Here is a 21,208-nt window from a genome sequence, read left to right on the forward strand (position 1 = left end):
ATATATGAATGATAAAAAGAAAGGGAAATTACAGGTCACGATAATAGTTTTAATGCTATTAATATTGGTTGCGGCTTTTGTTTTATTCTTCTTAAGTCATTACACTATGGCGTTTGTTTTATTTGGAATTTTTATAGTGGGTATTAATTTTATTAGTAATTGGTTAAAAATTAATAATGAAGACTACGTTTATAGAAAAAATTATAATAATAAGTGGTAGTTACACTTAGGTACGCCTAAGCTTTTTTTAGCATTAAGTTTGTGTATAAATGTACTTAAACTAACATGGTCTTTAGTTCAATAAGAATGGGACTTGTGTTTATGATTGAATACTACATATACAAGTCCTTTTGTTATGCTTCCTCTATCTCTGCTGTAGTCCCATTAATGTTCCTCTAGCAACGATTAGGTAGCCTGTGTCTATGATTCCTCAGCTCCACTATCAATGCTCACAAGCTCGTTAAATAACTCTGTCAGCTTGCTACGATTATTGCTGTAAGCTAATTCAACTAAATACTTTTTGAATTGCAATAGCAGTAAAATACAAGAAAACGATTGCTATGAACGCAACCGTTTTTTAAGTTCAATTATTTTTGGTTAGATACGAATGATTCATATCTTTGAATAAACGCTGAGATTTGAGAGCGAATTAAAATTTTGTCGGGGTTATAGGCATCAATTGATGTAGCTGTAGTAATCCCATTATCCATGAAAAATTGATTAGCTTCGTTTTCACTTACCGTTTGCCCGTAGTAGTATGATGCCATCAGTTGGGCTAGTTTACCACGTCTAATACCTTTATCCGCTAAACCTTTAGAAGTTGTAGATGCTTCTGTAGCTAATACTGGCATTTTGTATTTACTTGCCATGTTATATAAACCACTTTTGTTCCAAGACGATTTGTTTTTCACACTTGCTAATTCATCTTTCTGTACGTAGCGTAAGAAGATTGTTAAGAAGTGAGCTTCTGTTAATTGTGTGTTCGGTTGTAACTGTGTTTCGTATTTCTTTGTTTTTGCGTTCCATACGTTACTGTAACCACTAATTAAACCCCGGTCGATTGCCCAAATCATATCATCTCTCCACCAAGCTGTAGTGCTTTAGTCTGCAAACTTTTTAGTGTAAGCTGAGTAGTCCTGTGTAGTGGCAACTGGAGTTGTAGGTGTTGGAGTTGGTGTTGAAGCTGAGTAGTTTAAATAACTTGATGCTACATACCCCTTTGTCCCGTCATTTCTTTTCATAGGATACCAAACAAAATGGTTTTTCTTCGTTGATACTTCATCATATTTAAAAGGACCCGTAATGGTAACAATTTCGCCTTCACGTAAAGTACCCATAAAAGGACTATCCTTAGTAGGTCCTATCAACTTGCTATGATTATTTCTTAAGCTGACTCAAAGTTGAAATGAATCAGCTTTGCTGCGCTCTCCCTTAATCACATCTTCCTTATGCTCAATCACAGCAACTTGTTCTTGAACCTTTTCCTCAAGCATTGCATTTTCTTTTTGTTCAGCAATCCATTGTTCAGCATGTTTAATAGGGTCATCAATCATATATGAAGCTATTGTAGCTTGTGATTTCAATTGATTCTCCATTTCCTCAAATCTAGTGACATAGGTTGCTGTGAATAGAACACCTTTAGCACCTGTCATTTTGTTTGCTACCATATCGCAACCTTTTCTAGTGAGTAGATAACAAGGTAATTCTTTATTTTGGTTGGTTTTATAAGTGTGTTCAATAAAGAAATTAGAGAGTCCAAAATTCGTTTTCTCTTCTTCAAAACCATACAAAAAAGCCTCCTTAATTCGTTATGTTTTCGCAACATACAAATCAAAAAGGCTCGGTATCTTTAACCCTAAATCAGTCATTTTAGGATTGTTTTTACACATTTTAAGGATTGTGTACACATCAATTCTAACCGTTATTTAAAATCCTACTTCAACAATTAACAATTACTAATTAATCACAAACCTCAGGCGTACCTTCACGTTTTGCTGCTCTGAAAGATGTGCCACAGCCGCATGATGCAATAGCATTTGGATTATCGATGGTGAAGCCACCGCCCATTAGCGATTGTTTATAATCTATTTTTGTTCCCATTAAAATCGGCGCATCTTCGCGGGAAACAAGAATTCTTAAACCATGTTGTTCATCTTCAATATCATCATCTTTTTTCTCTTTATCAAAATGCATCCCATAAGACAGACCGCTACAGCCTCCACCATTCACAGCTACACGTAAAAAAGAACCCTGCTCTTCGTTATGCTCCATCATTTCTTGAATATGAAAACCAGCTGCCTGTGTAATTTCAATTACTTGCTTTAAACTTGTCATCCCAATCACCTTCCTTCTTCTTATAACATCATATCAATTTTGACCATTGTATGACAAACATTCAGCTTCAAGAGCATTTTTAGTAATAATTCTAATATTTTTCACATAAATAGTATTTTTTATTCATGTTTATAGAAATCTCATTGGTATAATAGTTATAACGATGTCGATGAAAGAGGTAAAAAATATGGAGATTTCACCTTATTACGAAAAAAAAATTCAATGTCTTAATTGCAAAAAAGAATTTCCTACATTAAAAGTCCGCTCTAAATTCATTAAGGTCGATCATACAGAAACGGACTTTCAGCCTATTTATGCTGATGGGGTCAATGCCCTTTACTATAATGTTTTTGTTTGTGAGCACTGTGGCTTTTCCTTTACAGAAGACTTTACCAAATATTTTGCACCTGGCATTCAAGATGAAATTCGCACGCAAATAACTGAAAAATGGGTCCATCATGATTTCAAAGGAGAGCGTACTGTATTTCAAGCAATTCAAGCCTATAAGTTAGCCTTCCTCTGTGGCACAATCAAAAAAGAAAAATTCGTTGCCATAGCTGGTCTTGCTTTACGTCTTGCATGGCTATATCGCTCCCTAAACAATAGTGGTCAGGAGCAGCGCTTTATGAAATTGGCACGGGATCAGTATATGGAGTCCTATTCAACAGAGGATTACAGCTCAACCCAGATGTCTGATGTACGCATTATGTATATGATTGCTGAACTATCTCGACGCATTGATGATATTGAAAATGCTACACGCTTCTTTTCAAGGGTTATTGAAAAGCAAAGCATTGGTGGCGAAGCAAAAATTATTGATATGGCAAAAGAACAATGGGCTATTATCCGAGCAGAAAAAGAACAGTCACGCCAACATTAAAAAGAAAAAAGTTCTAGCTTGAATGGTCAGCTAGAACTTTTAAAGTTGCTTAGAATACTTGCTCTACTTCAACGATGCCAGGTACTTCTTCTAATAATGCGCGTTCGATACCCGCTTTAAGCGTAATCGTTGAACTTGGGCAACTTCCACATGCGCCTAGTAAACGTAATTTTACAACGCCATCCTCTACATCTACTAATTCACAGTCTCCACCGTCACGTAGTAAGAATGGGCGTAATTTATCTAATACCTCTTGTACTTGGTCGTTAATTGTTGCTTCAGCCATTTATCTCGACTCCTTTCCTTATAATGATTATAATGTTAGCAACAGAAAAAATCCAATATAGTATCACGGGGAGAGGAAATACAATGGGACAAATGAAACCAATGATCGAAATTTATGGAACGGCAGTCATCTGCGCTAGCTGTGTAAACGCGCCTTCTTCAAAGGATACATATGAGTGGCTGCAGGCAGCGATTAATCGAAAATATCCAAACCAAGCTTATGATATTCGCTATGTAGATATTGAAGGTCCAATTGAGAATGAACGGGATCAAGATTATGCTACTCGCATACAAGAAGATGAGTTTTTCTATCCATTAGTATTAATAAATGATGAAGTAGTTGGAGAAGGTTATGTGCAATTGAAGCCTGTCTTTACAGTGCTTGAAAAAATGGGCTTTACTCCAGATGAAACCGTATAAAAAGAAATGGATTGCTTCAAATAATTGAAGCAATCCTCTTTTATAGAGCTAAACAGTCTAGTTTAATCGTTTTGATATTTATACAGCCATAACAGTCCTGATTTCATCAAGCGAGCTATACGTCCTGTTACAGTAGTGTCAGCTAAATAAGCAAAGCCCTGTTTTTTACCAAGTGATCCCATAAAGCCTTTTAATTTTATATCTGGCATCTTCTCTGGTAAATTTTCACCTTTCCAACGCATACGAAGCACTTTCACGATATGCTCTGCTTGTTCCTCTGCTAACTGAGCACTAGGTGAAAAATCGGAAGAAGCACAATCCCCAACAACATATACATGCTCATCATCAAGGATATTAAAATATTGAGTTACTAGCGGACGCCCTTGCTTATCTTTTTCAACATCCATCTCTCGCACAATTTTCACGGGCTGTACGCCAGCAGTCCAGACAACTGCATCAAGTGGTATTTCGTCCTCATGATTAAAAATTTTACCAGGCTCAATCTTTGTAATATTAGAATTGGCAATGACATCTACATCATGCTTCACGAACCATGCCTTCACATAATTACTCAATTTTTCTGGGAAGTCCTTCATAATACGTGGACCACGGTCAAATAATTTTATCTTTAAATCTGCACGACTTTCACGAAGCTCACTTGCAAGCTCAATCCCACTTAAACCAGCCCCTACAATTCCAACTGTAGAGCCTGCTGGTAAACCACAAAGTGCCTGGAAGGTTGCACGTGATTTCGCCATTGTCTGAATGCTATATGTGTACTCCACTGCCCCTGGTACACCGTGATATTTATCTTCACAGCCAAGGCCTACGACTAAATCATCATATTCTATACGTTGCCCATCTTCTAGAATGACTACTTTTTCTGCACGATCAATATTAACGACTTCTCCATATACAGCCGTTAAACGTTCATGCTCCGGGAAGCTTACACGAATTTCTTTATCTGTTGAAGTCCCTGCTGCTAATGCATAAAATTCTGTTTTTAAACTATGGAAAGGGGCTCTGTCTACTAGCACGATTTCCGTGTCTAATGGAAGATTGTTTGGTAATAACCGAAGCATGACACGCATATTACCGTAGCCGCCACCTAAAAGTACTAATTTTCCCATAATAGTCTCCTTTTATACCTCTTATAATAATTGTTCACAAAGTATCCACAAATGAGTATAACCGATTGTGAGATGTTTCACAATATAAGAATGCAATTTTGTGAAAGATTTCACAAAATAAATGATTACCTTCCTTTTTCGAACGGTTTTTGAGGTATTTGCACTTTTCAACTTAACGTTATAGCCTGAATCTTCAGTGCTATTATTATTTTTTGAAAATTTAAAAATAAACATTAATTTTATTATCATATTCCACTTTCACCCTAAGGTAAACTTAAATCATTGACGAATGTTTTAAAAGCGAGTAGCATTACTTTGGTGAGGTGACATGTATGAATCCAATGGTTGAATTTTGTGTGAGTAATTTGGCAAATGGCTCTCAAAAAACGTATGAAATATTAGAGCGCGATCCAAACATCGACGTTTTGGAATATGGCTGCCTCAGCTACTGTACGAAATGCTCAGAATCCTATTATGCAATCGTCAATGGCGAATTAGTGGAAGCTGACTCTCCTGAAGCGTTAACAAAAGCCATTTATCAATTTATAGAGGAAAATCCTTTATGGTAGACGATAAAGAACGTCTATAATAAATGTGAACATATGAAAAGGATGTTATGCCAAGATTTCGACATAAACATCCTTTTTTATTTTATTCAATTAAAGCCTCCATAACATATGTTGGCTGCTGTTCTTTCTCTAACACACTACTTGTTGGTGTCACACCAGTATTAACATGAATAGTATCACAACCAAAACGAATACCACACATAATATCTGTATCATAATTATCGCCAATCATGACCATCTCATCTTTTGTAAAGCCGTGCTCAGCAGCAATCATTTCAAGCATAGCAGGTGATGGCTTACCAATATAAATTGGTTCAACATCAGCAACCTCCCCTACTAAACGAGCAAACGACCCGTTACCAGGAAGAAATCCATATTCTGTCGGAAACTTTATATCCTGATTTGTTGCAATAAACACTGCACCATTTTGAACAGCAATCGTTGCCTTGGCAAGTGCCATATAATCCAAGGTGCGGTCAATGCCCATAACAAACACCTCTGGCTCTTCCTCAATAGTCTCAATACCTTCATTTAATAACGCTTTACGAATACCATCAGAGCCCATCATGGCAACTTTTTGACCTGGGAAGTTGCGCGCAATATATTTGGCTGTCACCAATGCACTCGAGTAAATATGTTCAAGGGGTGCATTTACACCAATGGCGATTAAAGCCTCCTGCAGCTGCTCTCTAGTCTTAGATGAATTATTTGTAACATAGAATGGCTCAATACCAACTTGCTGCAAACCTTGAATAAAAGAAATCGCAGAAGAGATACCCTCTTTCCCACGGTAAACTGTGCCATCTAAATCAAAGCAGTATGCCTTATAGTTTTTCATTGATGATCCTCTGGCAAAAATGCAGATACTGGGCCAAGTTCATTTGTTAAGTAACTATTCACGGCTGGCGAGAACTGCTTTAATGCAGGTAGATTTGCTGTTAACACATCGATTACTTCCTGATTATCGACCTCTATAAACTCACGAACAAGCATTTTACGTAAGCCAACAACTGCTTTTAATGAAGCTTCCATTTCAGTTGATACAACTTTTTCATCGATTAAAATATCAATAATATCCTCATAGCTTCCTGGATCACGCATAATGAAGCCGTCAATCATTAAGTTCCCTACATCCATCATCGACTCCATTATGTTGTGACCAATACGCTCGATTGCTAATTTTTTAATATCATTTTGCAGCCAGTTATCTTCTGTCTCTATAATAGCTAATAGTCCATCTAAGTACTGTAAATTTTTTGTGATTTTATTACGATCTACAAAATACACAAGGAAAGCCCCCATTCAAATCTTTAAAAGTTGATAGTCTTTTCTCTTCTATAGTACCATATCTATAGGACTGGAAGGAGATTAAAAGATGGAACGTTTTTTTTTATATGATGATGTAGAAGATACGAAAACACGCTTTGTCAGTTTTGCAGGAAAAAAACTTCGTTATGATTTAGCTATTTTGCAATCGGGTCGTTTTTTTGGTAAGGTGCTTGTCATGGATATTCAATTTGGACGCTTCGCCATTATTGGTCCAGACGATATTGAAGAGCCTGGCTACCTTGAGCATGTTTACAATCGTTCAGAGGAAGATACTGTCGAATTACGGGAATATTTACGTGAATTATTAAATTAGTACCCTTTAAAATAGGATGTTTTTTTGTGAGAGTGATTTAAGAATTGACTACAAAAAAATTCCGCTTTCTATAAGCATTGAGCATGTATTGCAGAAGAATAGCGAAATTTTTTTGTAACATTCTTAAAATTAATTGATACATCAGCCTAAGCTATACATCATTATTCAAAATAGAAGGATTATCTTTATTTCGCGGTTTATCCTTATTTTCATTATCATTTTGCTTTTTGGCTTGTTTATTTTGCCCGATAACTCCTAAGTCGTCGACACTAATATCAAATCCATACCCATATTCTTCACGGTCTACTGTTTTTTTATTATTCTTTTCTTTAGTCAAGTTCATCACCTCCATTTAATAAATTATCCTTTTTTATATGATTTATACGTAACTCCTTTTGCATCTTCAATCATCCAATTAGCAGCACTTATTAAATCCGGAAAAATTGCATCTGCTAATGGATCCTTTTCCCCTAAAAACACACCCTTAGTCCCTGCACGTTTTCCTGCTATAATATCCGTGTCCGTATCGCCCACCATATAGGATTTAGATAAATCAATATTATACTTTTCCCCAAGATCAACGATTAGTTTACTATTGGGCTTGCGACAGTCACAGCCCGACTTTGGCTTATGTGGACAATAGGCTACCTCGTGTATAATGGCACCATCCTTTTTCAATTCCTTCATCATATGCTCATGTATTTTTTGAAGCTTTGACTCTTTCATATACCCCAGTCCAATCCCGCCTTGATTGGTCACGACAAATATATAGTCAAAGTACTTATTTAACTTTTTTATAGCTTCTGGCACACGCGGCAGAAAATATAAATCCTTAGGCTTATTCACAAACTTCACACGATTTGTTAACACCTCATTGATTACACCATCACGGTCTAAAAATACAGCTTTTTTCATCTTAGCAACACACCTTTAAATATTAATTATGCCTCGGCATAATTGAGTCCGGAATCGGCTTTGTGCTTAGGCCTGCGTGATACAGGTCAGTTAGCCGTTATCGCATGGATGCGATGATTTTAGGCTAACATCCTTTATTAACTCCTTTCCGATTCCGTGACATTCGCCAGAGGCTTTGGGCCAACATGATGTTGGTCACTCAGTCGTTGCCACAGGACGTGGCGTTCTTAGACTGAGTTCCTCTATTTCAGCAAGTGTTTGGACACCCTCTGAAAAGCAGCTTAAATTCGCATTCCCCTATAGAGGCGGGAGACTTCTGCTGAAAGAAGTTAAATATACATTTATTAGTGTGCCCCAAATTCCAAAAAATCATCTTTTACAAATTTAAAAAACCTGATGCTAATGGCATCAGGTTTCTGTAAAGGTTTATTCCGCTATTGGTTCATTTTCAATATGCTTTGTCACTTCGTTATCTTCACTTACTACATCTTCTAGTTGGTAAATAGCTTTACCAGATTTACGTAATACAAAATAGGCACAGCCAAAATTACAAAACTCATATAAATAATCTTGAAGCGTACTAATTTTCGTATCGAAAGTGGATTTTTGATTTCTATCATCAAAAAAGCCTTTTAAGCGTAATTGATTATAGCCCCAATCGCCCACAATATAATCGTATCTGGCTAAAATATCTGAGTATCGCTCCATCAATACTTCTTCTTGAAAAGCATCTCGGTAATCTTCAATAATCTCATATTCATATCCATCAATAATAATCAAAGTGACACCACCTATTCTACGACAGCTTTTGCCTTATATTTCTGCTTGTAATTGTCGTTCCTTTGTTGCTGCATTCACCTGCTCATCGGCGTGATAGCTACTACGCACAAGCGGACCAGCTTCACAATGCTTAAAGCCTTTTTCCATCGCAATTTTACGCAGCTTCCCAAACTCTATTGGAGAATAGTACTTTTTAACAGGTAAATGCTTTTTCGTCGGCTGTAAGTATTGACCGATTGTCATAATATCTACGTTATTAGCTCGTAGATCATCCATTACTTCTAAAATTTCTTCATGTGTTTCACCTAAACCAATCATTAAAGATGACTTTGTAGGGATATCTGGCTGCATTTCTTTTGCCAAACGAAGAAATTCTAAAGAACGCTCATATTTTGCACGTGCACGAACTCTAGGCGTTAAGCGGCGCACCGTTTCAATATTATGGTTTAAAATATCAGGCTTTGCATCCATTAAAATTTGTAGATTTTCTTGCAAGCCGCCTAGGTCTGATGGTAGAACTTCTACAGATGTAAACGGACTCTTACGTCGAATTGCACGCACCGTTTCAGCTAATACCTGAGCGCCGCCATCCTTTAAGTCATCACGTGCAACCATTGTAATAACAACGTGCTTCAAGTTCATAATAGCTACAGAATCTGCTACACGCTCTGGTTCAGACAAATCTAGCTCATTTGGTAAGCCCGTTTTAACGGCACAAAAACGACAAGCACGCGTACAAACAGAACCTAAAATCATCATTGTTGCTGTACGGCGTTCGCCCCAGCACTCATGAATATTAGGACAGCGCGCTTCCTCACATACTGTATGCAGATTTTTTTCACGCATCAGTTTTTTTAACCCTTTATATTCATCATTAGTGTTTAGTTTTATTTTTAGCCAGTCCGGTTTTCTTAGATGTTCTTCCTTACCTGTGCTTGTAGGTTTACAAGATGTCATACGAATATCGCCCCTATCAAAAATGTGCTTTTTTTATATTAACTATCTTCACTGTTGTCAATGTAACATATTAAAGGAACGGCAACAACTATCACAGCAACTTTTCTATTTATCAAATGGAATAGGTATTTCAAGTGATGGCTGAGTGCCCTCAGTACCATTTGTATAAACATTAGGTACAGGCCCTCTTGTCAATCCCATCGCAACCGGAATATCCTGCGTAATAGTTGAGGATTTACTAGCGAATGGCACAATGATTTGTACATTTACCTCTAAATGAATACCTACTTCCACAAATGCACTATTAATTCCATATTCCGTTATAGAAGAAGTAACATCACTATGCACATTCCCAAGTACATGAAAGCGTACTGGAATTTTAGGGCCTAGATTCCCCAGTAATGGAATATTGGCTGCTTGGCTTATTGGTATATAAAAGACAATCCCATTCCCCTCTTTAATCTTATTAAAATCATATTCAACATTTTCAAGATCTGGCAAATTCGATAAATCTCCTTGTTCTGCTTGCTCTAAATACATTTTTACTTGCTTTACTGTTTCTGCACGAACTCGATTGATAATTTCTGTATTAATTTTCAAATCAGAGCTACTGTTAGGGGATACTTCAACTAGAACGTCATTAATATCTAAGACATTTAAAGATGCTTTACTCACAACATAGGATGCAATTTTATTGGTTTGTACTTCAGCATATTGTAAGTAGGTGGGCATAAGTCGTTCGTTCAAAAAATAAATGAATAATGAAACACCTATAATTATGCTTACAATTAATAAGGTTAAACGATTCAACCGTTTCCCTTTTTTTCTATAACTACCATAATGACTATAATTGCTATAAGATCTTAGTTTCATCCTTTTTCGAGGGAAAAACAAAAAAATCTCCTCCTGTTCCATAAAATATGAACAGGAGAAGATTTTTATTCGACCTTGGACGGTACAACATAGTCTGTTTCTATACATTCAATTGTTAAACCTGGGTAATCCACTAAATTTATTTCATATGTAGCCGATAATAACTGATTTTGCTCCTCAAAAATACGAATAAATGGGTATGCAGAATTCAAAGTATTTTGTCTTGATACGATGCCTCTACGATTATCCGATAATTTTAAAATAACCCCATTAGGATAATGGACAACCGCCTTTTTCAGAGCTCTCACGATACGTGCATCGTAAATAGTGCCTGAACCCGCTTCTACAATTGCTAAGCCCTGTGAAGGCAGCATTTTCTCACGGTAAACGCGATTTGTTGTCACAGCATCAAAGACATCAGCTACACCAATTATTTTAGCAAACGGATGAATTTCGAAATCAACTAAGCCTCGAGGATAACCGCTGCCATCAATACGTTCATGATGCTGAAACGCACAATGAGCTACTAGCAATGATATAGAATGTAAATTCCGTAACAAATCAAAGCCAAAACGTGTATGCTTCTTCATCGTATCAAATTCCTCATTGGATAAGCGTCCAGGCTTAGTGAGGATTTCCTTTGGCACCATCAGCTTGCCTACATCATGTAATAAAGCACCAATGCCAATTAAACGTAAATCCTCCGCTGAGTATCCAAGCTCTTTCGCAATGGCTATCGAATAAAGCGTAACCTGAAAGGAATGTTGATATAAATACTCATCAAATAAATATGCATCTGTTAGTATTGTTAAAATTTCATCATTTCCAGTAACTGCTGACAGTAACTCATCTACAATTGAGACAATAGCTTTTGACTGCTGGTCAAGTATATAAGAGGCATTTACTGGATTTAATCCATCCATTGATTGAAAGGAACTCTTGATGGTTGAAACTGCCTTATTTCGCATTGCAGGTGGAACAGTTTCCTTTACTTCAATCCCCTCAGAAATTTCATCATCTATATATAAATAATGCATATTTAATTCCTGAAGTCTTTGAATAATGCGGTCGTTTATCACAACATCCTTCTTTAATAAAGGATGTCCAGCCTCATTCCAAATAGTTCTTCCTAATACCATTCCTTCTTTTAATACATCGATTGAAATTAATCGCATGACCTCTTCCCCAATCCATTCTTAAAGCATCGATTTCTACGGCTTAAAAATTCTTTGCCCATAATCTATCATAATGTTTCGTAAAAATTCTGGTAGAATATATTTTTTCTTCGCATATTTAAAACTTGGATAAAAATAACCAAATGTAAACAAATCAAGCGTTACTAATTTATAAATTCGATCGTTATCTGCAAGCTTTCCATTGACAAGCAACTGACGATCCTCATTCATTGAAAAGCCATAAGTCAGCATCTTTCCAAAGATTACGCCTCTAAATCCTAGTCCCTTCAACTCAATATAGGGCCACTCTTCATTTTTTGATTGCTGGAATATTTCTTTCATTTCTGCAACTGTTAATTCAATCGTACATAAATTAATTGGATGTGGGAAAATCCTATGCAAGTCCAAGGCAGTCACAGTTCCCTTCGGTAGACTATCTAAAAATATTCCCGCATTAAATAATGCACAGTCAGCACCGCTTTTATCTAAGATGGCCTGTGCAAACAAATCGGATAATTGCGAATAATGGAACCATTCCTTATTGTACGATTTTTTTGTTATAAATATTGGAATATCTAGCAATTGCTTGCCTTCTTCTTCATATGACTGTACAATGTCTATTTCATTTTTAACCTTTGGCAAATCCTTATTATGAATTAAACTATCCTTTTTTTCAACAATTTTCCTCAGTTTTTTATCATATTCTACCACAAGATGCCCTGTATATTGTCCGAATTTTCCTCCACCTGTCAATAATACGCCATTGACAAGCTTGCCATTAGGCAGAATATGATGGGTATGTGAGCCAAAGATTACATCTATTTCTGGGCATTCATCCGCTAAGAGCTCATCCTCTGTAATACCTAAATGTGACAAACATACAACAATATCTACTTCCTTACGAAGCTGAAGAGCTAGCCGAATTAATGTCCCTCGAGCCTCGTCCATTTCCCACTTCAATTCTTTATAATAAATTTCAAACATAGCTGTCGCTGCAATTACCGCTAGCTTAGTACCCTGTGCAGTAGTTAATACAATATAGGGCTTCATCCAAAAAGGATTACTTCCTTGAGAGGCATAGACATTGGCTACAACAACCTCAAACGCTGCCTCATCATACAAATGATATAGTTCTTCGTGTGATAATGTTATGCCTTCATTATTGCCAATGGTCACGACATCGTAACCCGCTTCATTTAGCAATTTCACATTACCCTTACCGATTGTAGCCTCTGTATAAATATTGGAACGATCTAAATGATCACCAACATCAAAAAGAAAACTTGATTCGCCTATTGTTGCGAGTTCCATACGCCGCTCTTTCACATAATTTTGCATTCGTGGCCAATACTTAAAATGACTGTGCAAATCATTCGTGTGAAAAATATGAATTTTTTCCAGCATTTTAGCCACCTCTTCTTTTCATTCACATTAATATCTCAACAAAAACACCTTACAATAAACCTTCAATTATGGATCTAATTCCCATTAATAATAATATAATGCGCAATGCTACTACAAGTGTCTCTGATTTTATTCTTTTATTTAACGCTGCTCCAAGCTTTGCACCGATATAGGCACCAGGAATAACAGGAATTGTATAGAGCCAAGGCACATGCCCTAAATATATGTGACTAGCTGAACCAACAAGCGATGAAAGAAACACTAGGAACATTGATGTTGCCACAGCAACATGTGGCGGGAATAAAAATAAAATAATCATTGCAGGTACAATCATTGAGCCGCCGCCGATACCAAATAATCCAGAGGCAAAGCCTATACCAAATGTTATAATAATGGCAAACCAGATGGGGTACCCATAAACAAAGGTATTACCTTCAGTATCCGTAAATTCGCGCTGAGTCCCATTTTTTACAAACCATTTTACAGGTTTCAATTTATCACGTACAAGTAATATCGTCGCTAAAATAATAAGTAAAATACCAAAATATAAATTAAATGAAGGTAAATCTAATCCCTTATTTACCCATGCACCTAGCATTGTTCCTGGAACACTACCTATAAAAAATATCAACCCGCTTTTATAATCAACAGTTTTGGATTTCATAAAGCTTAAGGTTGAGGCAAGTCCAGTAAAAATCATCATCACAACCGACAATCCAACCACCTTTTGAGGTGTTATATCTGGAATCATTCCTAGATTCAATCCTACGAATAATGTTGCTGGCACTAATATTATGCCCCCACCAAGTCCAACTAGTGCACCTACTAAGCCAGAAAATAGTGCAATAATGACTAAAAGAAAAAATTCCATTATAGTTCCCCTTCAAACATATTTAATTGTTTAGGCGCTAGCCCGACATCTTTAATGTCTAAAATACCTTGCAGTTCCTTCGCATTTTTAGCGGCATGCAGCCCTGAATTATTATTAAATAATACGAAAAGCTCCTCCACCCTAGTCTCAAGCTCTGTGATATGATGCCCAAGCTGCAGCAATTCTTCTTTATTATAATCGTATAAAAACCGAACTTTTCGCCAATTTTCAGCATTTCCGGTGTTACGCCAGCCATGAATATTGCGACCATGAATTCGAATAAGTGCCTTCTTGGTAGTGACAGCAGGATAAAATGGAACAGAGCCGACACCTGCTTGTGGTTCATCACAAATTGTATGAACAAATTGATGCTCCTGTAAGAAATCCATAGTTTGCTGCACGACAGACTCTGCATACCATGTTTGATTTCGAAACTCTATAGCCACCTCAAAATCCTTAAGCTGCTGTCGTATATACAACAAATATTGAACATTTTTTGCCTGACAATCAAACCATGGCGGAAACTGAGCAAGAATCATTCCTAGCTTACCATGGTTTTTAAATTCATTGGCACATTCTATAAAGGCATTAAACATATCATTTTTTGATTCAAAAGGAATTTCCCCCCGTAAATGCCCTGTCATGCCTTGATAGGCTTTGACAACAAAACGGAAATCATCTGGCGTATCCTGACACCATTTTCGTACATTCTCATTAGATGGGATAGCATAAAAAGAAGTATCTACTTCAACCGTTAAAAAATGACCCGTATAATCGAATAATTTATCTTTTGAGGCAGTCACTCCACTATAAAGTGAAGGATGATCTCCCCAACCAGTTAATCCAACCCGTATCATGTGACTCCCTCCTCTATGTACATTATCATAGCATACAGTTTCTACTTCCATATGAACACATAGTAAAAAAATCGTATTCACAAAATCTATTTTAATAGGGGGATTAAATAACGAATAAAAAAACTGCACCCCAATTGTTTGATGTATACAACAATTGGGATACAGCATACTGATAAAGTAAAGCTATAATTTTTCTTCTTATTTACTTAAAACCTGATGCTTATTTTATAAGATATTGTTGAACGCTTTCTAAGAATTTAATTCGGCTATATGCTGGACCGCCTTCCATTAGTGGATCTACAACATTGACAAATACTTGATCATTTTTAAAGGCATTAATATTTTGAACAATTGGATTCTTTTTAAAATCTTCTAATGCATTTGGTGCATCAGCATTTTCATCAGCAGAGAATTGAATAAACACATAGTCTGGGTTCATATCAGCCAATTGCTCCACAGAAATAGCTTCCTGTGACTTAGCCTTGCTTACTTCATCAGGTACTTCTAAACCAAGCTCTCCATATAATACAGGATTGAAGAAAACTTCTTTCGGATACACATATGCTTGTCCACCACGAATACGAATAGCTGCCACTTTTTGACCTTTTAATTTCTCAATTAGAGTTGCTTTAGCAGCTTCGATATCAGCCCTATATGTAGATAGGATTTTTTCTGCGTCTGCTTGTTTACCAGTTAAGTTAGCTAATAAATTTAAATTATCTTCCCAGTTTGTTGAGATATGCGATACTAAAATTGTAGGAGCTATTTTCTCCAACTTTCCTTGTACCTCCTCTGGAAACTTTGTGGAGCCTAAAATAACATCCGGAGCTAGTTCTACTATTTTTTCAAAGTTCGGTTTTATTTTCTCACCAATGGATTCAGCTTTGTCTGTCACAGAAGCATAGAGTTCAGGGAATTTTCCACCAATAGCAATTGCCCCTACTGGATGCACATCAAGCACAACCATATCCTCCATTGCCTCCATTGCGCCTGTTACAACGATTCTTTCTACTTTTTGTGGAACTGTATAGCTTTCACCAAGATACTCTATAGTTCTTGTACCATTTTCTTCTGTACTCTCTTCTTTTGTTTGAGCTGTTTCTCCGCTTTCATTTTTATCAGAGGATGGATCTTGCTCACTTTCCTTTTCTCCTCCACAGGCCGCTAAAACGAGCATCAATAATGCAATAAAGCTAACAAGTATAAATTTCTTTGTCATTCTGTCGAACACTCCTTTATCAATTATGTATGAATACCATTCTATCTGTTCTAGTAACCTCCCCTTCTTATGTAGTTAATTTGAAAATGTATTATCAGCTCCCATTTTAAATGATATTGATAATCATTATCATTTTAGTATTAAATTATTATAAAATCCAGTGTTATTTCTATAATTAGTGAAATTAATTATCAATTAGGTCAAAAATCTCCCTAAGTAGCTATACAAAAAAGGCATCCTAATTAAAGGATGCCTTTTTATGGGTATATCATTAAAATTAAAGTTTTACGATATTTGTAGCTTGTGGTCCACGTTGACCTTCTTCTACTGAGAATTCAACTTTTTGACCTTCTTCTAATGTTTTGAAACCGTCACCTTGAATAGCTGAGAAGTGAGCGAATACATCATTTCCGCCTTCTACTTCGATGAAGCCAAAACCTTTTTCTGCGTTAAACCATTTTACTGTACCTTGTGTCATTTATATGACCTCCACTAATTGTATTAAATAAAATCATATTGCTTCAAAAGAAAAAAATTCACAAATTACAAAAAGTAACTAACAAAACACGATTACTCTTTGTAATTTGTGAATTCATTGTTCTACCGCAATTGATTTTATTACTTTAACTTTATGATAAAATATCGTATTTGTCCAGTATAATGTCACTATTGCCAAAAAAAAGATTTAGAAAAGCAACAAACTTCGAGTAATATACAAAAAAAATCACTGTCAGCCAAGGTTTATAAATTATTTCGTAATTATTTTCATCAAATTTATATTATACTTCTAAGCTTTAATAAGGTTTTTGAATAGGTTAGAAATAACAAAAACTTGAACTGATTGCATCTTGTGGAAGGTATATAAAAGATTCCCTCTGTTTAATACGTGCTTGCGATACTTTTTTCAATTCTTGCCCCTGATAGTTAAAGAAAGTTTGGATGTAATTTATAACCCTCATATACAGCTTGCCAAGTGGTTTATTCATTCTGTTTTCTATTTGTCCTAATGGCTTAAATCCATATTGTGCATAAAGAGAATGACCATCATTTGTAGCTAGTTGAAAACTTGTGCCTTTTAATTTAGGATGCACTGTTATAATACTCATTAACCATTTGCTCAATCCAAGCCCTCTATAGTCAGAAAGTATGAAAGTCTAACAAGATCAGGCACAACCCTTGCACAGCCAATTTGCTTAGCATTGCCCTCAGTTGGATTACCTTCGTAAACTCCATAACAAAGTATAGAAATTTCAATGAATGCTTCTACTAATTCTTTTGCAATACCCTTTACCCAATAAGAATCGTTACTAAGGAAGATATGTTTTTTTCCGTATCCAAAAACTCTTATTGATGCTGATTGTAAATCCATCATCATTCATCCATTCTGTTACATCATCCTTTAGCATATTCCAATTCCCCTAAATTCCGTTTGTATATTTATAATATAAAATGTTTATTTAATTGAACGGAAAAATAAGCAATGATGAAGAAGTTATACGTGAACTAAAGAAATTCTAGGCAAAGCAAAATGACTGGATTCTTAATAACCCAAGACTTCGCAAAAAAATAAATTTTAATAAATGAAGGCTTTTTAAATATAATATATAATTTAGAAAGAATAATCCAAATAAGTACCATTTATCCAAATGACTACTATCGGAACAAAGAGAGAGTTTGAAATCGAAAAGAAAAATGAAATAATCGAATTGATATTTGGAGGGAAATTAAATGCAAATAAGATTTGAATTAGAGGAAGGTACTTCTATTTTGAATAATCTTTATTTTGATGGCTATTTAAAAGTGTTTGCAAAAGATAACAATGAGGACGAGCTACTTTTCTTTACCACTACTGGACACAGTACTATTTTAGGTGAATTTACTAGCAAATTGATAACACTTTATCAAACAGGAAAAAGTCAAAAGTTAGACCCATTTGGCAATGCAGATATTCTTACTTTAGAAAAAAATAGGTCTAAATTCATAGTTTCACATTCTGAAAAAATCGAAAAAAATAGTCAGTGGCTGCATACATTCAATTTCACCGAGTTTTTAACTGCTTATATAAAAGAATTACATCGATATTTAGCTACAGCGAAAAAAGCAGATACGAATATCGAGACAATTAAAACTTATGTTTATTTGAAGGAAGGATTAGACACTTTACAGATGATTATTAAATAAATCCTTATATATCACCAAAAGACCAAGACGGCAATTAAGCTTATCTCGGTCTTAGAATGATTTTATTTTATCAAGGAATAAATATATGTGTCATATGGAACATTACTTTGATATATATATTTTTTTAACAACCCTTCTTTTTCAAAGCCAGCTTTTATTAATAGCTTGTTTGAAGCATCATTTTCAGTGAAAACTATTGCTCCTATACGCACTAACTCCATCTCTTGGAAGCCAAATGAAATTACTTTATTAACGGCCTCCAGTGCATAGCCTTTTCCCCAACTCTCTGGGAAAAGTGCATAACTTATTTCAGCCCTTTTATGTTCAATCGACCACTCTTGAAAACCAATAGTTCCAATTATGCCTTCTTGCCCTTTTAATTCTATTCCCCATTTAATTCCGCGTTTTTCATCATAGTTCTTTGAAAAATTATTAATTATTTGCCTAACTTGATCTAAATTCGTTAATGGATTCTGTCCGTAATGACGTAGTACATCAGAATTAGAAAAACAATTTAAAATAGCCTGAGCATCATTAACTGTAAGCTCTCGTAACACTAATCGATCAGTATGTAAAATAGGAATCATTTCGCCACTCCTTCTAAATAGGTTTTATCTTACACATTTTATATAAAAAGAGTGAAGATTGCATCACTTATTTATTATGACTGCGCTAAACTGGCTATGTTGCAACCACTATACGATGACCCTTAGATTTTTATATAAACAGAAAAAATCATCCAACCCTATTTTTCTGATGCTGTCGTCATCCGACCAATCTCTAACGGCATAAATACTTTAAGAAAACTTAGTTACATTGATTGACCTTCCTCTTACAGGATACTTTATATTTAAAGTAATTTGATAAGGAGGTGATTGTTATGCTTACAATTGGTGAGTTTTCAAAAATATCCCACCTAACACTGAAAACGCTTCGCTACTATGATGAAATTGGACTCTTAAAGCCTGATTTCATTGATGCTAATAATAACTATCGCTATTATAATATTTCCCAATTAGAATCAGCTTTATTAATAGCACGATTAAAAAACTATTTATTTTCGTTAGAAGACATCAAAATTATTTTAACTAATAGTGATGATACCGAACTCCTTAGTAATAAAATGAAAACCAAACAAGAAAATCTAACACAACAACTTACATTTTATTCTTCTATGTTAAAAGAACTAAAACTTGATATTCAAACGTTAGATAAAAAGGGAAATATCATGGCCTATTTAGATCAGATTGAAATTAAACTTGTAGATCACTTAACCTATGATATTTTATCTCAACGAAAAAGAATGAATACCGCTGATTTTTTAATACACTTTAGTGAGTTGTTTAGTAAACTTTTGTTCGGAAATTTATCACCTAGCGCAAAACCACTTGCTATTTTCCATAGTACCGAATATGAACCTGATAATTATGATGTAGAAATTGCGATTCCACTTACAACTGCCACAAATGAAACAAAAGTGTTTAATCCTGGTCTTTGTGCAATGGCTACGCTTATTGGCTCTTACGATAAACTACCTTCCATTCATACTAAATTACATGTTTGGATAGATGAAAATAACTATAAATTGAATGGAGCACCATTTGAAGTTTATCAAACGGACCCCTATAGCACACAAGAGGATAATAATATCATAGAAGTATTTTTTCCAATTAAATATAAATAACGAAGGGGTGCCTTACTATGTATGGTATAAACAATTCTACGATAAAAGAAAAAATCTTAATTTTAATTGCTGAAATTATCTATTTAATCATTGCATATTATTTACTTTTCATTACATATGAAAAATCCGCCATTTCTCTAGGACTTTTTATCGCTTTAATTATTACAGCTTTGCGATTAACAGCTATGATGTTTATATGGTTACCTAGAGGTATAGCAATGCAGGAAGCTCTCATGAACAGTATAGCCTTTGGAATTTATTATTTGGGCTTCCCCATTTTAATGATCACTAGTAAGCAGGATCTAAACTTAACAATACTAATTGTAGGCTGGATATTATTTTTAGGAGGCAGTATGTTAAACACTGTTTCAGAATTACTTAGAAAACCTTTTAAAGATAATCCTGTAAACAAAGGTAAGCTCTATACAGGCGGTTTATTTAAATATGCGATTCATATTAATTATCTCGGAGATTGCCTTTGGGTGCTAGGCTTAGCGCTAATCTCAAACAATATTTATAGTTTGCTTATCCCTCTTGGTTTATTCTTCGTATTTGTTTTTGGCTATATCCCAAAATCAGATGATTACTTACAAAACAAGTACGGAGATCAATTTACAATATATAAACAGAAAACTAAAAAACTAATTCCTTTCATTTGGTAAATAACAACAAATTCAAGGTCATCAAGATCACCGATTATTGGGTGATCTTTTTTACTCAACAACCTAAAAATAACCACAATCATTTCAATCGAAGGCACTGGACAGTAATGACTGTAAATTGAAGCAAGGATTTGACATATAATCTTTAGATATTCAAGACATAAATTCCTTATTTTGATGAGATGCGTTTCTAAACGGTTGGGACATGAAACAATTCAATTTCTGATTTAGATTTTTCTGATAAAAAAGAAGAAGACGAACTATAAAAGTTCGTCTCATGTTGTTGAAATACTATTATGTCAATGAAATCAAGGTGACAAATAAAAAAATATAGCTCTTTTTCAAAACGAGGGGTTGATCTCCGTTCCGA

30 protein-coding genes are annotated in these 21,208 nt (G+C 35.1%); 8 read left to right on the forward strand and 22 right to left on the reverse strand.

Annotated features, from left to right (window positions below; all coding sequences use genetic code 11):
• The first annotated feature begins 4 nt into the window (after positions 1–4).
• Complete coding sequence (locus ACQKIM_RS13880; protein ID WP_427544840.1) at positions 5–220, forward strand: hypothetical protein; 216 nt, start codon at positions 5–7, stop codon at positions 218–220.
• Positions 221–587: 367 nt separating this feature from the next.
• Here the strand turns inward: ACQKIM_RS13880 and ACQKIM_RS13885 are convergent, their stop codons facing one another.
• The 4 genes from ACQKIM_RS13885 to ACQKIM_RS13900 all read right to left on the reverse strand — a co-directional run bounded on the left by ACQKIM_RS13885 (position 588) and on the right by ACQKIM_RS13900 (position 2,334).
• Positions 588–1,073, reverse strand: a complete 486-nt coding sequence (locus ACQKIM_RS13885) for a hypothetical protein (protein WP_427544842.1) — start codon at positions 1,071–1,073, stop codon at positions 588–590.
• A 27-nt stretch (positions 1,074–1,100) separates the two neighbouring features.
• A complete protein-coding gene (locus ACQKIM_RS13890; protein ID WP_427544844.1) occupies positions 1,101–1,367 on the reverse strand; it encodes an SH3 domain-containing protein in 267 nt (88 codons plus the stop codon).
• Between the two features lie 27 nt (positions 1,368–1,394).
• Positions 1,395–1,790 (reverse strand): Rha family transcriptional regulator, encoded by a 396-nt coding sequence (locus ACQKIM_RS13895; RefSeq protein WP_427544846.1) that lies wholly within the window; start codon positions 1,788–1,790, stop codon positions 1,395–1,397.
• A gap of 169 nt (positions 1,791–1,959) precedes the next feature.
• A complete protein-coding gene (locus ACQKIM_RS13900) occupies positions 1,960–2,334 on the reverse strand; it encodes a HesB/IscA family protein (RefSeq protein WP_427544848.1) in 375 nt (124 codons plus the stop codon).
• 187 nt (positions 2,335–2,521) lie between these two features.
• Here ACQKIM_RS13900 and ACQKIM_RS13905 point away from each other — a divergent pair, with 187 nt between their 5' ends.
• Positions 2,522–3,214, forward strand: a complete 693-nt coding sequence (locus ACQKIM_RS13905; protein ID WP_427544850.1) for a DUF2225 domain-containing protein — start codon at positions 2,522–2,524, stop codon at positions 3,212–3,214.
• Positions 3,215–3,263: 49 nt separating this feature from the next.
• Here ACQKIM_RS13905 and ACQKIM_RS13910 read toward each other — a convergent pair whose 3' ends face one another.
• On the reverse strand, positions 3,264–3,500 hold the full coding sequence (locus ACQKIM_RS13910; protein WP_004228295.1) for a NifU family protein: 237 nt from the start codon (positions 3,498–3,500) through the stop codon (positions 3,264–3,266).
• Positions 3,501–3,583: 83 nt separating this feature from the next.
• Between ACQKIM_RS13910 and ACQKIM_RS13915 the strand changes: the two genes are divergently transcribed.
• Positions 3,584–3,919, forward strand: a complete 336-nt coding sequence (locus ACQKIM_RS13915) for a YuzD family protein (protein ID WP_427544851.1) — start codon at positions 3,584–3,586, stop codon at positions 3,917–3,919.
• Between the two features lie 62 nt (positions 3,920–3,981).
• On the opposite strand, the gene ACQKIM_RS13920 is transcribed toward ACQKIM_RS13915, so the two are convergent.
• On the reverse strand, positions 3,982–5,049 hold the full coding sequence (locus ACQKIM_RS13920; RefSeq protein WP_427544853.1) for an NAD(P)/FAD-dependent oxidoreductase: 1,068 nt from the start codon (positions 5,047–5,049) through the stop codon (positions 3,982–3,984).
• A 332-nt stretch (positions 5,050–5,381) separates the two neighbouring features.
• On the opposite strand from ACQKIM_RS13920, the gene ACQKIM_RS13925 reads away from it, so the two are divergent.
• Positions 5,382–5,618 (forward strand): YuzB family protein, encoded by a 237-nt coding sequence (locus ACQKIM_RS13925; protein ID WP_427544855.1) that lies wholly within the window; start codon positions 5,382–5,384, stop codon positions 5,616–5,618.
• A gap of 82 nt (positions 5,619–5,700) precedes the next feature.
• On the opposite strand, the gene ACQKIM_RS13930 is transcribed toward ACQKIM_RS13925, so the two are convergent.
• The gene (locus ACQKIM_RS13930) at positions 5,701–6,456 is read right to left on the reverse strand and encodes a TIGR01457 family HAD-type hydrolase (protein ID WP_427544857.1); all 756 of its coding nucleotides are present in this window, start codon (positions 6,454–6,456) and stop codon (positions 5,701–5,703) included.
• Positions 6,453–6,905 carry a DUF86 domain-containing protein gene (locus tag ACQKIM_RS13935; protein ID WP_427544859.1) on the reverse strand — a complete coding sequence of 151 codons (453 nt, stop codon included), beginning with the start codon at positions 6,903–6,905 and terminating at the stop codon, positions 6,453–6,455. The genes ACQKIM_RS13930 and ACQKIM_RS13935 overlap by 4 nt, the downstream gene beginning before the upstream one ends.
• A gap of 88 nt (positions 6,906–6,993) precedes the next feature.
• Between ACQKIM_RS13935 and ACQKIM_RS13940 the strand changes: the two genes are divergently transcribed.
• Positions 6,994–7,260 (forward strand): DUF3055 domain-containing protein, encoded by a 267-nt coding sequence (locus ACQKIM_RS13940; protein WP_427544861.1) that lies wholly within the window; start codon positions 6,994–6,996, stop codon positions 7,258–7,260.
• 151 nt (positions 7,261–7,411) lie between these two features.
• Here ACQKIM_RS13940 and ACQKIM_RS13945 read toward each other — a convergent pair whose 3' ends face one another.
• From ACQKIM_RS13945 to ACQKIM_RS14005, 13 genes are all read right to left on the reverse strand, one after another.
• Positions 7,412–7,612: a hypothetical protein gene (locus tag ACQKIM_RS13945; RefSeq protein ID WP_427544863.1), complete on the reverse strand. Its 201-nt coding sequence runs from the start codon at positions 7,610–7,612 to the stop codon at positions 7,412–7,414.
• An 8-nt stretch (positions 7,613–7,620) separates the two neighbouring features.
• A complete protein-coding gene (locus ACQKIM_RS13950) occupies positions 7,621–8,175 on the reverse strand; it encodes a D-glycero-alpha-D-manno-heptose-1,7-bisphosphate 7-phosphatase (protein WP_427544865.1) in 555 nt (184 codons plus the stop codon).
• A gap of 426 nt (positions 8,176–8,601) precedes the next feature.
• Complete coding sequence (locus ACQKIM_RS13955; protein WP_427544867.1) at positions 8,602–8,955, reverse strand: YutD family protein; 354 nt, start codon at positions 8,953–8,955, stop codon at positions 8,602–8,604.
• Between the two features lie 33 nt (positions 8,956–8,988).
• Positions 8,989–9,912: a lipoyl synthase gene (gene lipA / locus ACQKIM_RS13960; RefSeq protein ID WP_427544869.1), complete on the reverse strand. Its 924-nt coding sequence runs from the start codon at positions 9,910–9,912 to the stop codon at positions 8,989–8,991.
• Between the two features lie 105 nt (positions 9,913–10,017).
• Positions 10,018–10,827, reverse strand: a complete 810-nt coding sequence (gene yunB / locus ACQKIM_RS13965; protein WP_427544871.1) for a sporulation protein YunB — start codon at positions 10,825–10,827, stop codon at positions 10,018–10,020.
• Between the two features lie 23 nt (positions 10,828–10,850).
• Positions 10,851–11,960, reverse strand: coding sequence for an HD-GYP domain-containing protein (locus tag ACQKIM_RS13970; RefSeq protein ID WP_427544873.1), 1,110 nt, complete (start codon positions 11,958–11,960; stop codon positions 10,851–10,853).
• A gap of 36 nt (positions 11,961–11,996) precedes the next feature.
• On the reverse strand, positions 11,997–13,364 hold the full coding sequence (locus ACQKIM_RS13975; protein WP_427544875.1) for a bifunctional metallophosphatase/5'-nucleotidase: 1,368 nt from the start codon (positions 13,362–13,364) through the stop codon (positions 11,997–11,999).
• 49 nt (positions 13,365–13,413) lie between these two features.
• Positions 13,414–14,235, reverse strand: coding sequence for a sulfite exporter TauE/SafE family protein (locus ACQKIM_RS13980; protein WP_427544877.1), 822 nt, complete (start codon positions 14,233–14,235; stop codon positions 13,414–13,416).
• Positions 14,235–15,092, reverse strand: coding sequence for a DUF72 domain-containing protein (locus ACQKIM_RS13985; RefSeq protein ID WP_427544879.1), 858 nt, complete (start codon positions 15,090–15,092; stop codon positions 14,235–14,237). Before ACQKIM_RS13985 ends, ACQKIM_RS13980 begins: the two co-directional genes overlap by 1 nt.
• Positions 15,093–15,312: 220 nt before the next feature.
• Positions 15,313–16,311 (reverse strand): ABC transporter substrate-binding protein, encoded by a 999-nt coding sequence (locus tag ACQKIM_RS13990; RefSeq protein ID WP_427544881.1) that lies wholly within the window; start codon positions 16,309–16,311, stop codon positions 15,313–15,315.
• A 277-nt stretch (positions 16,312–16,588) separates the two neighbouring features.
• Positions 16,589–16,789, reverse strand: a complete 201-nt coding sequence (locus ACQKIM_RS13995) for a cold-shock protein (protein ID WP_054770577.1) — start codon at positions 16,787–16,789, stop codon at positions 16,589–16,591.
• Positions 16,790–17,126: 337 nt separating this feature from the next.
• Complete coding sequence (locus ACQKIM_RS14000) at positions 17,127–17,432, reverse strand: hypothetical protein (protein ID WP_427544884.1); 306 nt, start codon at positions 17,430–17,432, stop codon at positions 17,127–17,129.
• Complete coding sequence (locus ACQKIM_RS14005; protein WP_427544886.1) at positions 17,429–17,680, reverse strand: hypothetical protein; 252 nt, start codon at positions 17,678–17,680, stop codon at positions 17,429–17,431. Before ACQKIM_RS14005 ends, ACQKIM_RS14000 begins: the two co-directional genes overlap by 4 nt.
• A gap of 359 nt (positions 17,681–18,039) precedes the next feature.
• Here ACQKIM_RS14005 and ACQKIM_RS14010 point away from each other — a divergent pair, with 359 nt between their 5' ends.
• Positions 18,040–18,492, forward strand: a complete 453-nt coding sequence (locus tag ACQKIM_RS14010) for a hypothetical protein (RefSeq protein WP_427544888.1) — start codon at positions 18,040–18,042, stop codon at positions 18,490–18,492.
• Positions 18,493–18,554: 62 nt separating this feature from the next.
• Here the strand turns inward: ACQKIM_RS14010 and ACQKIM_RS14015 are convergent, their stop codons facing one another.
• A complete protein-coding gene (locus tag ACQKIM_RS14015; protein ID WP_427544890.1) occupies positions 18,555–19,079 on the reverse strand; it encodes a GNAT family N-acetyltransferase in 525 nt (174 codons plus the stop codon).
• Positions 19,080–19,372: 293 nt separating this feature from the next.
• Between ACQKIM_RS14015 and ACQKIM_RS14020 the strand changes: the two genes are divergently transcribed.
• Both ACQKIM_RS14020 and ACQKIM_RS14025 read left to right on the forward strand, forming a co-directional pair.
• The gene (locus ACQKIM_RS14020) at positions 19,373–20,176 is read left to right on the forward strand and encodes a MerR family transcriptional regulator (protein WP_427544892.1); all 804 of its coding nucleotides are present in this window, start codon (positions 19,373–19,375) and stop codon (positions 20,174–20,176) included.
• Positions 20,177–20,193: 17 nt separating this feature from the next.
• On the forward strand, positions 20,194–20,838 hold the full coding sequence (locus ACQKIM_RS14025) for a methyltransferase family protein (RefSeq protein WP_427544894.1): 645 nt from the start codon (positions 20,194–20,196) through the stop codon (positions 20,836–20,838).
• Positions 20,839–21,208 lie beyond the last annotated feature (370 nt).

The organism is Lysinibacillus sp. NPDC047702, from assembly GCF_050272555.1.
In the GTDB taxonomy this organism is placed as follows: Bacteria; Bacillota; Bacilli; order Bacillales_A; family Planococcaceae; genus Lysinibacillus.

What these genes read in the sequence shown, in the direction of transcription:
- ACQKIM_RS13880 (WP_427544840.1), top strand. Translation starts at nt 5, where the DNA reads ATGAATGATAAAAAGAAAGGGAAATTACAGGTCACGATAATAGTTTTA.
- ACQKIM_RS13885 (WP_427544842.1), bottom strand. Translation starts at nt 1,073, where the DNA reads ATGATTTGGGCAATCGACCGGGGTTTAATTAGTGGTTACAGTAACGTA.
- ACQKIM_RS13900 (WP_427544848.1), bottom strand. Translation starts at nt 2,334, where the DNA reads ATGACAAGTTTAAAGCAAGTAATTGAAATTACACAGGCAGCTGGTTTT.
- ACQKIM_RS13905 (WP_427544850.1), top strand. Translation starts at nt 2,522, where the DNA reads ATGGAGATTTCACCTTATTACGAAAAAAAAATTCAATGTCTTAATTGC.
- ACQKIM_RS13910 (WP_004228295.1), bottom strand. Translation starts at nt 3,500, where the DNA reads ATGGCTGAAGCAACAATTAACGACCAAGTACAAGAGGTATTAGATAAA.
- ACQKIM_RS13915 (WP_427544851.1), top strand. Translation starts at nt 3,584, where the DNA reads ATGGGACAAATGAAACCAATGATCGAAATTTATGGAACGGCAGTCATC.
- ACQKIM_RS13920 (WP_427544853.1), bottom strand. Translation starts at nt 5,049, where the DNA reads ATGGGAAAATTAGTACTTTTAGGTGGCGGCTACGGTAATATGCGTGTC.
- ACQKIM_RS13925 (WP_427544855.1), top strand. Translation starts at nt 5,382, where the DNA reads ATGAATCCAATGGTTGAATTTTGTGTGAGTAATTTGGCAAATGGCTCT.
- ACQKIM_RS13930 (WP_427544857.1), bottom strand. Translation starts at nt 6,456, where the DNA reads ATGAAAAACTATAAGGCATACTGCTTTGATTTAGATGGCACAGTTTAC.
- ACQKIM_RS13940 (WP_427544861.1), top strand. Translation starts at nt 6,994, where the DNA reads ATGGAACGTTTTTTTTTATATGATGATGTAGAAGATACGAAAACACGC.
- ACQKIM_RS13945 (WP_427544863.1), bottom strand. Translation starts at nt 7,612, where the DNA reads ATGGAGGTGATGAACTTGACTAAAGAAAAGAATAATAAAAAAACAGTA.
- ACQKIM_RS13950 (WP_427544865.1), bottom strand. Translation starts at nt 8,175, where the DNA reads ATGAAAAAAGCTGTATTTTTAGACCGTGATGGTGTAATCAATGAGGTG.
- lipA (WP_427544869.1), bottom strand. Translation starts at nt 9,912, where the DNA reads ATGACATCTTGTAAACCTACAAGCACAGGTAAGGAAGAACATCTAAGA.
- yunB (WP_427544871.1), bottom strand. Translation starts at nt 10,827, where the DNA reads ATGGAACAGGAGGAGATTTTTTTGTTTTTCCCTCGAAAAAGGATGAAA.
- ACQKIM_RS13970 (WP_427544873.1), bottom strand. Translation starts at nt 11,960, where the DNA reads ATGCGATTAATTTCAATCGATGTATTAAAAGAAGGAATGGTATTAGGA.
- ACQKIM_RS13975 (WP_427544875.1), bottom strand. Translation starts at nt 13,364, where the DNA reads ATGCTGGAAAAAATTCATATTTTTCACACGAATGATTTGCACAGTCAT.
- ACQKIM_RS13980 (WP_427544877.1), bottom strand. Translation starts at nt 14,235, where the DNA reads ATGGAATTTTTTCTTTTAGTCATTATTGCACTATTTTCTGGCTTAGTA.
- ACQKIM_RS13985 (WP_427544879.1), bottom strand. Translation starts at nt 15,092, where the DNA reads ATGATACGGGTTGGATTAACTGGTTGGGGAGATCATCCTTCACTTTAT.
- ACQKIM_RS13990 (WP_427544881.1), bottom strand. Translation starts at nt 16,311, where the DNA reads ATGACAAAGAAATTTATACTTGTTAGCTTTATTGCATTATTGATGCTC.
- ACQKIM_RS13995 (WP_054770577.1), bottom strand. Translation starts at nt 16,789, where the DNA reads ATGACACAAGGTACAGTAAAATGGTTTAACGCAGAAAAAGGTTTTGGC.
- ACQKIM_RS14005 (WP_427544886.1), bottom strand. Translation starts at nt 17,680, where the DNA reads ATGGATTTACAATCAGCATCAATAAGAGTTTTTGGATACGGAAAAAAA.
- ACQKIM_RS14010 (WP_427544888.1), top strand. Translation starts at nt 18,040, where the DNA reads ATGCAAATAAGATTTGAATTAGAGGAAGGTACTTCTATTTTGAATAAT.
- ACQKIM_RS14015 (WP_427544890.1), bottom strand. Translation starts at nt 19,079, where the DNA reads ATGATTCCTATTTTACATACTGATCGATTAGTGTTACGAGAGCTTACA.
- ACQKIM_RS14020 (WP_427544892.1), top strand. Translation starts at nt 19,373, where the DNA reads ATGCTTACAATTGGTGAGTTTTCAAAAATATCCCACCTAACACTGAAA.
- ACQKIM_RS14025 (WP_427544894.1), top strand. Translation starts at nt 20,194, where the DNA reads ATGTATGGTATAAACAATTCTACGATAAAAGAAAAAATCTTAATTTTA.